Origin of the sequence: Tenacibaculum sp. SDUM215027 (assembly GCF_050566205.1) — a bacterium.
Taxonomy (GTDB): domain Bacteria; phylum Bacteroidota; class Bacteroidia; order Flavobacteriales; family Flavobacteriaceae; genus Polaribacter.
Genome location: NZ_JBNXUE010000007.1, coordinates 142,161 through 155,972, shown reverse-complemented (window position 1 = coordinate 155,972; position 13,812 = coordinate 142,161). Strand labels below are relative to the sequence as shown.

Below are 13,812 nucleotides of genomic sequence, written 5' to 3'. Positions count from 1 at the left end.
TTTGAGTGTTCATATCTTTTATTGTTTTGATGAACTTTAAAGATACTCGACTTACTGCTTTTTCATGGATGCTATAATTAATGGCCAGTGAACGGCTGCCAGCAAGGTTTACGCTCCGTAGCCAACTTTGGTTTCGGTGGACAGGAAAGTGCTTCGAAACCGCCACAAGCCATATGCAAACCGTTGGCAGCAATTAAAACCTAGCCTAAAAATCAGGAATAAACACAAAAAATTGTGAAGAAGAACACCATATAGATATTAAAATATTACTAATTATATAATAATGACGTTTATCAGTTTTACTTTAATTACGGTAATTTATCTAGTTTTTTTTAGGGCTGCATAAAAAATTTGCACTAACCAAACAAAAAAAATATTTTAAATCTTTATCATTAACAATTATACCTATAAGTTTAATTTATGGTATTTCAGAAGGCACACTATACTCTCACGATTTTGATGTTCCTTGGTGGGTTTTTAGTTTTTTATTCATTATTACTATCCTAATAATAAGTATTTTATTTGTTTTAATAATACGAAATATACCTTTTGGCGGTAATTAACAAAATTCTTGTAAAAAAAATAAATGAAACAATTAACCACTATAATTAGCGCAGTACTTTTTCTATTAATATCTTCTTGTAATTCACAAAAAAAAGAAGTCATTGAGATAAAAAATAAACTTAATAAAAGTATTACTTCTATGCAATCAACATTAGACTATTTTGAAAATGGTTTTATTATGATTCCGACTAAATCTGAAGTCAATAAAAGACTTCAAGATAATGATTTTGATGAAGAATTTAAAATATCAGATTCTACATCTATTAAAAAGGGGTTTGAAGAAGTTTTTAAAAAAGCGTCTCTTCAGCAATCTTTTGAATATCCATTAGCATCTTCAATTTTAGTGAAAAAGGACTTAAGCCCTGTGAGTAAATTATTAAGAGATTATCAATATTTCAGAGAGTATGATGAAGAAAGGCCAAAATTTATACCAATAAAAATAGTATTCAAAAATAAGACCAAAAAAACAAGTTCTTTTGATTTTGACGGTTTAGATGGAGAAATATTTCTAAAAAATGCTAAGCCAGTTGAAAGTGTCACATTCAAAATTGATTATCAATTTCCTGTAATAAATAAATTTGAATTTAACAAAAATAGCACAAAAACTAATATTGATAGTAAGGAAATAATATTAAAAGAAATTAAAGACAACAAAGCAACTTTCATAATCCCAGAACACATAAAAAATAACATTATTGCTATAAATGGGATATATAAAGATGGAAGAGTTTTAAGAAACTTAGGCGAATCTTCCAAGAGTATTCCATCTAAAGAAAAACGATTATTTATTAAAAAAATGATAGCCTTTCAAAAGCAAGTTGTTAATAAGATTGAAAATAAAGATTTTAAAACAATAGAAGAAATAAAAAGTTTTATAACAAAAAACACACCTAAAACAGCCATTTTTAAAAAAAACCTGCTAAAAACCACAAGTTATACTTTTCATTTTTCAGGAGATATTAAATCCATAAATATATTTATGAAAACAAAAAACAGTTTTCAACAAAAGACTGTAGTTATTAATAGAGTAATAGGTTCATCTACATTCATAAACGAAAAAGACAAGTATTTCGTTGTAAATGATACTGTAACTTGGGAAGAAGGCTTAATAGATTTAAATGGAAAACTAATAATTAAACCAAAATATGATAAGTTATCCGTTTTTAACAATCATTTCTTTGAGCAATGTATTGTTAACGAAAAGTGTAAACTTTATTGGTTGAACACAAGAAAAAAACGTTTAGAAGAAGTGGACTATGAATTAACAACATATATGTCTAGCGCCAAATACAATTATTATCAAAAATATTTATTAATAGAGAATCAAGAAAGGCAAGGAGATATGATAAAAGTTCAATATGGTGTTGTAAATTGTGTAACAGGAAAAATAGTAGTGCCTATAAAATATGATGACATAAATATTATTGAAAATAAAATTCACACAAATAAAAATTCAAAAAAAGAGACATTTAGCCTTAATGGAGTCAAATTAAAATAACTATTGCCAACACCGTATCCTATGAAAAGCACTAGCCTAGTTCTCCAAAGTTAATATTTATTTTTTAATTATCTCATAATGATGATTCTGTGGTGTTGGAGTGTTGATAATTCCGATAGGATTATCAATACTTCAATACCTTATAACTTGCTCCGCATCCTATATGTGATCAACTCTTTTGGGTCGTCACCAGCATCTGTATGATTATAAGTTATAATAAGTCCAGCCACTTGCTATAAAAATGTGATCTTCAATTCAATACTGAAGTCACCCACGTTGTTTTGTGATATGAACTTTTAATACTTCTTTGTGAGCTTTGTTATTGGTTTATATACTATTCTATAACTCCTATCTCATAAGGAGTCTCTGTTTTTATAACTGCTAAAGTTCTGCTAAGTAACTTACGGGCTATTTTAATAATTATCTTTTTGGTGTCCTTGCCATAATCCTTTCGATAATAATCCTGCATCACCGGATCCGTTCGAATGGCTTGCCATGAAGCTTCTATAAAATAGCTACGCATCAAACTGTGTGCTCACATAGTGATACCTCTGTGTTTTTGGTTATCTCCGCTTTGATGAACCCCTGGAGCTAGACCAACGTAACCTCCCAAATGTTTTATACTGGTGAATCTCCGTAAATCGCCAAGTTCACAGATAATACCACTTGCAACTATTCCCCCAATCCCAGGAATACTGCGCATCAAGAGATTTAGAGATTAATGGCAAAACGGTTAAAGCAGATGATGTACATCATGCTATTTTAGCAGCGCTCGATTTTATTCCAGCAGATGTAAAAAACACAAAAGATTATCTTTCAGCTTAAATATGGAAACAATACTGATAAACTTATAAATATGTATCTTACTATCTGAAAATTAACACTTATAAATTCGCTACTACTCATACACATTGTTAACCACAAGTTAAATAATAAAAACCAAATTAATTTATGAAGTATTGTATTAAAGCAAGTTCCTATTCAAAAAATAACGCTTCAATAAACATTAAACACTCCGAAATTTATTTTGAGATTACTTCAGAATCAGCTGATAATTTATCAAACCCAGCCGAATTGTTTTTAGGTTCATTTTCTGCATTTATTCTTAAGAATGTTGAACGCTTTTCACATTTAATGAATTTTGAATACTCTAATACTGAATTAATAGTCAACGCAACACGTTTAGAAAAACCTCCAAGGATGGATGAATTAAACTATGAGTTAAAAATCTACAGTCAAGATGATAATTTAAATATTGATTTGCTAAAAAAGAATATCGAGAAATATGGAACAATATTTAATACAGTAAAGTCTTCTTGCTCTATTGTTGGTGAAATAAAAAAATATCTTAACTAAAACTGAATTGTTAAAAACCGGTGACTGACAACGTTAATAATTAATTGTTAGTTCTCGCCTTCTTACAAAAACCCTCACGGATTTTCAGTTTGACGCTTACTACACAAAACAAATAAAACCCAATAAATCAAATAATTACAAATCTATTAAAATAACTTACGAACTAACCACAAACATTCCAATTTCATACTATACTACATAAAATATTATTTAAATATTTGCGTAGCTAAATAACTTCACATATATTTGTAGTCAAATAACTTCATAATGAAATTAAGAAGAGATATTTTTCAAGCTATTTCCGACCCAACAAGACGAGCTATTTTAGTATTGCTTACATCACAATCTATGACAGCAGGTGCTATAGCATCAAACTTTGATGTGTCAAGGCCAACAATATCAAAGCACATTCAAATATTGAACGAATGTGAACTTGTTGAAGCAAATCAACAAGGAAGAGAAATTCATTATCAAATTAAAATTGATAAAATGAAAGAAATTGACAAATGGTTAGAGCAATTCAGAAAAATTTGGGAAAACCGCTTTAATCAATTAGACAACGTAATATCTAACCTAAAGAATAAAAAAAATGAACAGTAATTTATTATTTGACTTCACTGTCAATAAAGAAAATAATACGATTAACATAAAACGTGAGTTCGATGCCAATCTTCAATTAGTTTGGAAAGCATGGACCTCCGCTGAAATCCTAGACCAATGGTGGGCGCCAGAACCTTTTAAAAATAAAACTAAAATTCTAGACTTTAAGGAAGGCGGAATGTGGCATTATGCAATGGTAAGCCCTGAAAATAAAATGCATTGGAACAGATTCGACTACGAAAAAATTGAAGTGCAAAAAATGTTTACAGGTTGGGATGGATTTTGTAATGAAGAAGGGGCGTTTGTGGAGACGGAATTTTCGAGAATACATTGGAAAAACAACTTTAGTGATAACTCTGGAAGTACCATAGTAAATGTTACTCTAACACTAGATTCTCTTGAAGGTTTGGAAAAAATAATAGAAATGGGCTTCAAAGAAGGTTTTACCGCAGGCTTAAATCAACTAGACAAATTATTATTAGTGTTAAATAAATAACTACTTATGAAAAAGAAAACAAACTTTGGTAACATTTCAGTCTTTGTGGGTATTCTTGCTATTATTCTAACAGTTATTGCTCATTTTGTAAATCCCGAAATCGATCCGTCTTGGCAGCCTATTAGCGAAACAGCTCTTGGTAATAACGGTTGGTTAATGAACATTGCATTTTTATTAATGGCTTTGAGTATAATCTCTTTTATTATGCAATCAAGAAAATGTTACACAAATATTGGAGGAAAAATCGGAAAAATATTTTTAGCCATTTCGGCAATCGGATTTTTACTGGCTGGATTTTTCAACACAGACCCAGCAATTCTTCCACAGGAACAATCGACTACAGGCGGATTAATCCATAGCATCGGAGCAGGATTTTTGTTTTTTTTCGTAATTGCTTCATTGCTATTTATTTGGATTTTTATTAAAAATGCGAATTACAAAAAATATAAGACTCCTATCTTGCTAATGACAATTCTACTTTGGGTTTCGGAAATATATGTGATAATGGATATGGCAACAGAACTACCTAAAAATAATGGAGAATTAGGTCCTAATGTATTAATTGGTTGGTCAGGAAGAATAGTTATGCTATTATGTGTCTTATGGTTAATCACAATTTCATTACAAACTAAAAAGTATAAAATTGAAATAATCAAATATTAGTAAAGTATATACATAATAGAAAAGTAAATGAAATAAAACCACTACTATTCTTATACCCCCCCACCTACAAGCTAAACAAAGACAATGACATTTAACGAAATCTGGAATAAGCACAAAGATCATTTGCTAATTTTTATCAAAACTAAAATTGATGAAAACCATATTGCAGAAGATATATTACAAGAAGTTAGTATAAAACTACTTGACAATCTAAATCGAAAAACAATAATTAATAATGAAAAAGCTTGGCTTTTTCAAGTGACTAGAAATACAATTGTAGATTATTACAGAAAGAACAAAAAACAATTAGAGTTATTAATAGACCAACCAGAAATCAATATTCATTCAAGTGCTTGCTTCTGTGATTTGTCTGGTTTTGTAATCCAAACTTACCTACCAGAAAAATATAGCAAACCACTTTATTTAAGTGATATTGAACAGAAACCACAACAAGAAATATCCGAAATGCTTAATTTGAGTTTATCTGCAACAAAATCGCGTATTCAAAGAGGGCGAAAAAAACTAAAAGAAATAGTAAGTGACTGCATTGACATTACTTATAACAGTAAAGGTCAAATATCTGATTTTGAATTAAAAAACAACTGTGAACTCCCACAAGAGTTAAAAGATGAAATGGAAAGAATACATTTAATTCTATAATCCTGCATCTTTTTACTTTCATCTAACGACTACAAGAGAAAGTAAAAACATGAAACATAAAATTGTATCTACAGTAGCTGTACCAACACTATTATTTTTAACAGGTGTTTTTAGTTACTTAACAATCGTTTACAAATGGAATTTTGAAATAGCTTCGTATTCAATATTTCTATTTTCCCTCGTTTATATTTTAACATTAGAAAGAATTGTTCCTCTAAAACAAGATTGGCGGCCTAAGAAACAAATACTTTGGACAGATATTAAACATTTCATTTTTTCAACAGCCATATTTGACGCTTTAGGAAAAATGCTAGCATTATCATTGGTTATTTATATTCAAAAAAGATTCTTTACAGTAACTAATTTTTGGAACTCCTTACCATTTTTTACAACATACGTTATTGCAAATTTGATAGGTGAATTTCTTCCATACGTATATCATCGAATTAGCCACAAAGGTAATATTGACTCTTACTTAAGTCTTCTTATGTGGAAAATACATTCAATTCACCATTTACCTACAAGTATGAATTGGTTTAAAACAAATTGGATTCATCCCATTAATATGTTTTTAAACATTTTCCTTAAAATGACTCCTCTTCTATTTTTAGGATTTAATAAAAAAATCATTTTTTTAGTAGGTATTACACATACTGTTGTTGCATATATATCGCACGCTAACATTAAAACAAAGAAAAGTTTTTGGGATTATTTGATAGTAACACCTCAAACTCACCATTTTCATCATAGTAAAAAAATGGAAGAAGCTAAAAACTTTGGAAATATTTTTCCTTTTTGGGACTTATTGTTCGGAACTTATTACAATAGAAAAGGTGTAGTTAAAGAAGTTGGAGTTATCAAAAATTCTGAAACCAATTATCCAAAAGACAAAGAATATTTAAGGCAATTATTATTCCCTATAACAACTGTAAAGGAATGTTGTAAATAAAAACCTGTGGGTAATAATTCATAAAAAACATAAGCTAAATACAAAATATTTATATTCAGCTCTGTAACAACCCGAAACGAAGTGACATATAACCTCCCTGCGTTTTTTATATAAACCGCTGTAACACATTAAAACTAACTTATATGAAAAGAATATTTATATTTTTTTAGTAACACTAATTAATTCTCAATCTTACGGACAAAAACCGAGAGAAAGAGGTTTAGGAGTTCTATTTGTTGGTAAAACTAGAGAGTTTAATGCAATTACTGATGTTAAAGGAGTTGAAGTAGGATACAGCACTATAATTTCTGGAGATGAAAAAAATATTATTAGCAAAGGACCTGTAAGAACTTGGGTCACCGAATCGGGTTTTTAGAAACACCAATTATGATAACTAATAAATAGCGTTAGAGTTGTTCGAGACGCAGTTTTAAAGTGGTATGTGGATACGGATTGGTATAACGGAGAAGATTAGTGGTATACATATCCTGTAGTAGCTGAAACTTATGATGGTTTGCTTAATGACATATACGGTTTTCACGTAAAAGAAAAACACGTATTAGAAGCTATAGAAAATTCATTGAGCGGAAAAGAAATCTTTACGAGTTTTCTATTCTGTTCGTATTTGCTAAATTAGTTGCTTAAAAAGAGACAACTAATCATAAATATATTTGCATAAATAGCAAAAAAATATGACGCAAGAATTATATCAAAAAGCAATGAAATTTGCTGGTGAAAACATAGTAATCAAAAAGTTCCTGGAACAAGCGCTAACTATCTTTTACATATTTCTAATGTAGCTATGGAGGTTCTGATAGCCTATAATTTTGATAATAATTTTGACATTAACTTGCTATTCAAGTAGCAATACTTCACGACGTTATAGAGGATACTAATACTGATTTTGAAGAAGTAAAAAATAAATTTGGAGAGTCTTATAGCTAAAGCTGTACAAGCATTGAGTAAAGATGAAAACCTACAATCCAAAAAAGAAAGGATGATTGATAGTCTAAATAGAATAAATGAATTACAAAAAGAAGTCGGGATTATAAAAATAGCAGACAGAATCACAAACTTACAAAGACCTCATAGACATTGGGATAAGAAAAAAATAATTACATATTATGAAGAAGCTAAATTTATTTCATCTATTCTTTCTAACAAGAATGATTATTTAAACCAAAGGTTAAAATCAAAAATTTTAGATTATAAAAAAATGATTGATGATCTTATATGATAAGTGATAGACTAAATCAAATAATATTAGAAATTAAACAAAAGTGTGACGAAGTCAATTGTTTTGAATTTGAATATTATTGGGAAATATGGAGAGTAATATAAAAATTACTGTTTTAAACTAGATAAAAAAATCGTTGTACACTTGCTACTTCTAAAAATCAATAAATGAACAAAATACTAAAAGTCAGCTTAATAATAGCACTAACAATAGGTGTGTTATTCTCATATTTTTTATGGCGATTTCTTGGAAAACCTTATTATAAAATAACCCTTCTTGGAACTGAATACATAGAGAACTCGGATGAACTGAGATATGCTAACGACCAACTTAAAGATGACCTCTATTTAATTAAAAAATATAAATACTCAAAAGATGTCATGTTGATTGGTTTTGGTGGTGGAGGAAGTAGAACTGATGATTATTATTCTTACGGTATTGCCGATAGAAATAAAAACATCCTATTGAAACCTAAATATCAATTTCTAAATACTAAAACAAACTCGCATAAAGAATTAATTATATACGGGCTTCCGTATGTAGAAAAAGGAAATGAAAAGATGATGTTTTATAAAATTGTAAACGGACAAATAGAATTGATTGAAGAAAAAAATAGTTGGTAACAATGTATAGTTGAAATATACTTTTTTTAACTCTATATTTTTGTATGTTTTCTATTTTGTTTTATCTTGGCTAACGCTAATAAAAAAAGAACAAAAAATTGCTAAAAACCTTTACTTACCTTAGTAAAAAAGGAGTGTAATAAGTTTGTTATATATATAAACTAGTGCTAGCAATACATTCTAGATTCAGGTAAGAAATAACCCAACAGAAACATTACTTATGAAACATATCAGTCATCTTTTACTACTATCTTTATTTGTGATTTTAATTGGTTGTAATAAATTAAGTAAACAAAAAAACGTCTCAGTTACTCAAGCAAAAGTCGAATCAATAGATTCAATAAAAACAAAAGATGTAACATTCGAGAGTGAAGAAGTTACTTTGGCTGGTACAATTTACACACCCAAAAACCCTCTGGCATCTGTTGTTATGGTGCACGGTTCTGATAGTGTTCCTAGAATGACCAAATTTGCTGAATTATTAGCAAAAAATGACATTTTGGTATTTACTTATGATAAGCGTGGTGTTGGAGAGTCAGGTGGAATTTATGCAGGTCCCGAAGTAGGAACTAACAATATTAGCATGGATAACCTTGATTTATTAGCAAAAGATGCAAGTGCAGCTGTAAATTTAATTCAACAAGAAAACAAAAGCCTACCTATTGGTTTATTAGGTTTTAGTCAAGCAGGTTGGATAATTCCAATTGCTGCAAACAAAAATCCACATGTAGAATTCATGGTATTATTTAGTTGTCCTACTATTACTACTCTTGAACAGCTAAGGTTTCAATTTTACACTAATGGAAATTCTGACTTTTGGAAAAATCATACCGAAGAGGATGCCAAACAACACACTAAAAATGATCCTGACAGATACCAATTTAAAGCTACTGACCCTCTAGATGCGCTTAGCACTCTTTCAATTTCTGGTCTTTGGCTTTTTGGTGAAAAAGATATTCAGATACCTGTAAAATTATGCATACAAAACCTTAATAACTTAAAAGCTCAGAATAAACCTTTCGAACATGTTCTATTTCCAACTTTAGGTCATAATACTGGATATTCAGCCTCTAAAGAACCATTTAACATAGCAATGAAATGGATAAAAAAAGAAGCTATAGAATTACGACAATGATAATTGAAATAAACTATTATTCCTAGACAAGGAAAATATGGAAATATGAAGTAATTAGATTACACTATTAACTTATTTAAAACTAAATAGAAAAACATCAACTAATAATTTCCTTTAACAAAGCTCTAAAAATTAAATAAAAAGATTATAATTATTTAATGAATTTAATTACAAACCACCCTTATATATAACAATTATACTTATTTTGAATTCTATAATTAAAAAAATTATACGAGCTAAACATTCCCCACTTGTAAAAGTATCCTTGTTTATCATGGCTATAATTAGCCAAGCCTGTAGTCCTTTTGCAGGACCAGTTGATAAATCCATTTCAGATTCTTATTACTATTCAAAATCAAAAAGAAATATTTGTTATTCCCCTATGGGAAATTGGTTTGAACTGGGTAAAGAAAAAAAAGATATAAATAAAATAATTATGAAATTTTAGACAAACCATTTATACTGAACTCAAGCACTCGATTAATTATATTTAAAATAAAAATTCACTCAAATTAAAAATAAAAACAATAGTTGATGCTCTTTATGAATACTATTTTCTTACTATTAAAAAATCTTAAAATTAAAACAATTGTTATGTTTAAAGTAAAATCGGTAATCATATTATGTTTACTTTACTCTTGCCCTACTAAAGCTCAGGAAACAATTACCAAAGAACCTGTTACAGAACTAATGGTTATAAAACAAGAAAAGTTATGTGAAGACAAAAGCATAATCGAAAAAAAAGAAAAAGAAATAAAATCTTTTTTAGATACGATAAGCATTAATAATTTAAAGAAACAAGTTAATGAGAATTTAAATTACTACATAAAAAATGAAAGTAGTATCATTGAATCACTTAACAATCATCAAAAAGATATAAATGAAAGAATTAATAGTAACATAAAATTATACTTACCTAACGAAGAAAAATATACTAATAAGGAAAATATACTTTTAAAATTAGTAAACAACAACCATTTAGAATATAGAGATACTATACAAAAAGGCACTTATTTTAATCAGCTTTTTGAACACAATAAATCTTACATTAAACCTCTAGTAATGAATAGTGGTTTTACTACTTATAATTTAAAAAATAAAGTAACCACTCTCCCCTACTATTCTTTAAACTCTCATTCTGAACAGAATTTGAGGATTTTTAATATTTACTATCATGATGGTACAAGAAAAAAAACACCAATCATCATTGATCCACATTTATTCCCATTGAATTCTATTCCTGTTAAACAAATGAAACATGTTGACAGTTTACAAATGGAGTTTAAAATTAATTACTTAACCAAAATTGATTCTATTCATTTTAAAAAAAATGAAATAGGAATACAAAAAGGAAATTTTAAACTGCTTAAAATGAATAAAAATTATATAGAATATGAAACTCCAGATGCTTACTCTCCCTATCTTGAAGTATACTACTGCAATAATGAAGGAAAAGCCTTAAAAACTAAATTCAGTATAAGTAATCTATCCACTGAGACACCTGTACAAGAATACAATGAAACGCTGAATTATATAAAAAGTACTTCTGAATATATAAATAGAATAACTACTAAAGAAGAAGCTTTTCTTACATTAAAATACCTAGATTTAAAAAACTATAATAGTCCACTTAAAAAAACTAAATGTAGAGTAACCTTAGAAGGAAATGTTGATTCTTTTACCTTATATATAGAAAATAAGAGAGATACTATTACCTTCATAACCACACTTAAAAACAACTCATCTGTAAAAAAACTTTACCTTCATAAATTAGAGGACAAGACAGAGTTTATTGACAAAGACGGAAAAGTAATTACTTCAATTCCTTCTTCTGTTCACTTTTTATCACATCATACAGGCTATCATTCCGATAAATATTTCTACACAGAAAGAGCTAAAGAAAAAACTAGTTATTATCTTAACCAAGAGAAAAACTATTATTACCTTGATCAAAACAAACAAGTTGTTTCTAAACTTCCTCATTCTCAAATAGAGTACTTATGCTCGCCTATATTACTTGTTAAAGAAAAAGGAAAGGAAGGCTTTAAATTATTATCTGCAGAAAAAAACCTATTACTATCTGACAAAACATTTACTAATGTTTTTATTCAGCGTTATACAGGTGAAGGTATTTTGGTATATAACAGCGAAGGAAATTTTCTGCTTTATGATCAAGACAACAAATTAATTACCGAAAACACAAAAAAAGTAGATAAAATAATTCTAAAAAAATCAACAGGGTGGTAATACGTACATAATTTGCGTGTAAAGAATTGAAAGTTTTCGTATTACTTACATAGTATAGATTCAATAACTTACTTTCCAAAGCTCAAAAACTTCTAATTTAACCGTACATTTTTGTACGGTTTTTTATTTTGTTTTATCTTGGCTAACACTAATAGAAAAAGAATAAAAATTGCTAAAAACTTCTACCCATTATTTCTTTTATTGATTTTTATTCTCTGTTAAAATAAACTTTAGTACTAATAAAAATTGAAATAATAATGAACTTTAAAATCTCCCTTGTTATACTTCTTAACTTAAGTTTAACCTTCTCATGTTTAGCTCAAGATAATACCCCTATTACTCTTGAAGGAAAATGGCAAGTAGTTGATTGGACTTATATGAGCTTCGTAGGAAGAGGTCTTGATGGGAAAGAAAAACAAGATATAGACAAAACTGTAAGTGATTTAGTTTTAGATTTTAAATTAAATCAAACTTTTTCTAGTAACAAACCTGCTTTTCAGTTTTTAGAAAACCAAAAGTTCTTTGTAAATAATTTTAGCGAAGTTGTAATAAACAACCAATATTACCCCTTCTTTATTAAGAATAACACATGTTACTTTTTACTAAGTAATATTATGCTTCAAATTAAAAAAACAGAGAACTATAAGAATTCAAAAATAAACATTGAAAAGTTTCCTAGTAAATATAATGAAATAGAAGAAAGTTTCAAGAAAGAAAAGAAAATTTCAGGAGAAGTATATAGTATTAATGATTTAGATAAACCTCCTAAATTCAAGACAGTCGAATTTGATGAAAATTGTTTAATCGATTGCCTTCTTAACTCTTTTAACTCAAACATGAAGTACTATATAGATTTTTCAAAAGTAGAAAAAGATACAAGTTATTTTATAGAGTTTACTGTAGATAATACAGGTAACATTTATAACATACATATAAAATCTAAAAACAACAAACCCAGTAATGGACTTACTATGACTGCTAAAGTAATTTATGGAACTAAAGAAAATAACAAAGAAAGTAAAAAAGGTAAAATTACTGGAATTGAAAAAAATATTATAAGCAGTATACTAGCTTTTAAAAATCAACTGATTGCTGGCAAGAAGAATAATAAAAATGTAAATACCAAACTAAATTTAGAACTAAGGTTAATTTCAAAATAAGAGCACACATATCTTCAAATAAAATACAACCAACTTAAAATTAACACTAAACAAATACATTAGTAATAATTAAACTTTATGAATAAAAAGAAATACCTAATTGTATTTTTAGCGTTTTTAAATGTTTCTTATATCAATAAACCAAAAGAACATAATATTGATTATTATAAGCAAATTTTAAATCTAAAAAACATACGCTTTGACCAAATTGAAACATTACTAGTAATTGAGGAATATATTAATGATAAGGGACTCCAAAGTTCAGGCAGAAAAGGTATAGTTGTTTATAACACAAGTAACAATGGAGGCGGAATATATACTTACTCAGTAGATTTGAAAAAGAAAAACTCTTTAAGTTTATCTGATGAATTTTACAAAACAAATATGTATAGAAAAGAAAGAGACTTTATTTTTCAATTAGCTGTATCAGACTTCAAATATATTCATGTATTAGAAAAAATTAATCCTGATAAAGAAGGTAAATTAAATTATGTAATTGCTGGCTATAATAAAAGCAAAAATACAGGTTTAAAAATAATCAATTTATATGACATAGTAATGAATGAAGAAAAATAAACAAAACTTCTGTTAATATTATCTATAAATAATTGCTACCCTAACTAC

The 13,812-nt window shown here is 28.0% G+C and carries 16 protein-coding genes and 1 pseudogene; 16 read left to right on the top strand and 1 reads right to left on the bottom strand.

Annotated features, from left to right (window positions below):
• Nucleotides 1-586: 586 nt before the first annotated feature.
• Nucleotides 587-2,062, top strand: coding sequence for a WG repeat-containing protein (locus ACQYZ7_RS15480; protein WP_430730617.1), 1,476 nt, complete (start codon nt 587-589; stop codon nt 2,060-2,062).
• Nucleotides 2,063-2,597: 535 nt separating this feature from the next.
• Here ACQYZ7_RS15480 and ACQYZ7_RS15475 read toward each other — a convergent pair.
• A complete protein-coding gene (locus ACQYZ7_RS15475; RefSeq protein ID WP_430730616.1) occupies nt 2,598-2,765 on the bottom strand; it encodes a transposase in 168 nt (55 codons plus the stop codon).
• On the opposite strand from ACQYZ7_RS15475, the gene ACQYZ7_RS15470 reads away from it, so the two are divergent.
• From ACQYZ7_RS15470 to ACQYZ7_RS15400, 15 genes and pseudogenes are all read left to right on the top strand, one after another.
• Entirely contained in the window at nt 2,729-2,887 is a 159-nt protein-coding gene (locus ACQYZ7_RS15470; protein ID WP_430730621.1) for a hypothetical protein, read from the top strand. The genes ACQYZ7_RS15475 and ACQYZ7_RS15470 overlap by 37 nt on opposite strands.
• 126 nt (nt 2,888-3,013) lie before the next feature.
• Nucleotides 3,014-3,418, top strand: coding sequence for an OsmC family protein (locus tag ACQYZ7_RS15465; protein WP_430730615.1), 405 nt, complete (start codon nt 3,014-3,016; stop codon nt 3,416-3,418).
• Nucleotides 3,419-3,685: 267 nt separating this feature from the next.
• On the top strand, nt 3,686-4,018 hold the full coding sequence (locus ACQYZ7_RS15460; RefSeq protein WP_430730614.1) for an ArsR/SmtB family transcription factor: 333 nt from the start codon (nt 3,686-3,688) through the stop codon (nt 4,016-4,018).
• On the top strand, nt 4,008-4,514 hold the full coding sequence (locus tag ACQYZ7_RS15455) for an SRPBCC family protein (protein ID WP_430730613.1): 507 nt from the start codon (nt 4,008-4,010) through the stop codon (nt 4,512-4,514). Before ACQYZ7_RS15460 ends, ACQYZ7_RS15455 begins: the two co-directional genes overlap by 11 nt.
• Nucleotides 4,515-4,520: 6 nt before the next feature.
• Nucleotides 4,521-5,177 carry a DUF998 domain-containing protein gene (locus tag ACQYZ7_RS15450; protein WP_430730612.1) on the top strand — a complete coding sequence of 219 codons (657 nt, stop codon included), beginning with the start codon at nt 4,521-4,523 and terminating at the stop codon, nt 5,175-5,177.
• Nucleotides 5,178-5,261: 84 nt separating this feature from the next.
• Nucleotides 5,262-5,837 carry a sigma-70 family RNA polymerase sigma factor gene (locus ACQYZ7_RS15445; protein WP_430730611.1) on the top strand — a complete coding sequence of 192 codons (576 nt, stop codon included), beginning with the start codon at nt 5,262-5,264 and terminating at the stop codon, nt 5,835-5,837.
• 49 nt (nt 5,838-5,886) lie between these two features.
• Entirely contained in the window at nt 5,887-6,786 is a 900-nt protein-coding gene (locus tag ACQYZ7_RS15440; RefSeq protein ID WP_430730610.1) for a sterol desaturase family protein, read from the top strand.
• A 490-nt stretch (nt 6,787-7,276) separates the two neighbouring features.
• Nucleotides 7,277-7,423, top strand: a pseudogene (locus tag ACQYZ7_RS15435) (P1 family peptidase); the annotation flags it as partial.
• 288 nt (nt 7,424-7,711) lie between these two features.
• On the top strand, nt 7,712-8,023 hold the full coding sequence (locus ACQYZ7_RS15430; protein ID WP_430730609.1) for a hypothetical protein: 312 nt from the start codon (nt 7,712-7,714) through the stop codon (nt 8,021-8,023).
• Nucleotides 8,024-8,190: 167 nt separating this feature from the next.
• Nucleotides 8,191-8,646, top strand: coding sequence for a hypothetical protein (locus ACQYZ7_RS15425; RefSeq protein ID WP_430730608.1), 456 nt, complete (start codon nt 8,191-8,193; stop codon nt 8,644-8,646).
• A 220-nt stretch (nt 8,647-8,866) separates the two neighbouring features.
• The gene (locus ACQYZ7_RS15420) at nt 8,867-9,781 is read left to right on the top strand and encodes an alpha/beta hydrolase family protein (RefSeq protein WP_430730607.1); all 915 of its coding nucleotides are present in this window, start codon (nt 8,867-8,869) and stop codon (nt 9,779-9,781) included.
• Nucleotides 9,782-10,055: 274 nt separating this feature from the next.
• On the top strand, nt 10,056-10,229 hold the full coding sequence (locus tag ACQYZ7_RS15415) for a hypothetical protein (RefSeq protein ID WP_430730606.1): 174 nt from the start codon (nt 10,056-10,058) through the stop codon (nt 10,227-10,229).
• Nucleotides 10,230-10,375: 146 nt separating this feature from the next.
• Complete coding sequence (locus ACQYZ7_RS15410) at nt 10,376-12,028, top strand: hypothetical protein (RefSeq protein ID WP_430730605.1); 1,653 nt, start codon at nt 10,376-10,378, stop codon at nt 12,026-12,028.
• A 257-nt stretch (nt 12,029-12,285) separates the two neighbouring features.
• The gene (locus ACQYZ7_RS15405) at nt 12,286-13,188 is read left to right on the top strand and encodes a hypothetical protein (RefSeq protein ID WP_430730604.1); all 903 of its coding nucleotides are present in this window, start codon (nt 12,286-12,288) and stop codon (nt 13,186-13,188) included.
• 78 nt (nt 13,189-13,266) lie between these two features.
• Nucleotides 13,267-13,764 (top strand): hypothetical protein, encoded by a 498-nt coding sequence (locus tag ACQYZ7_RS15400; RefSeq protein ID WP_430730603.1) that lies wholly within the window; start codon nt 13,267-13,269, stop codon nt 13,762-13,764.
• Nucleotides 13,765-13,812: the final 48 nt, after the last annotated feature.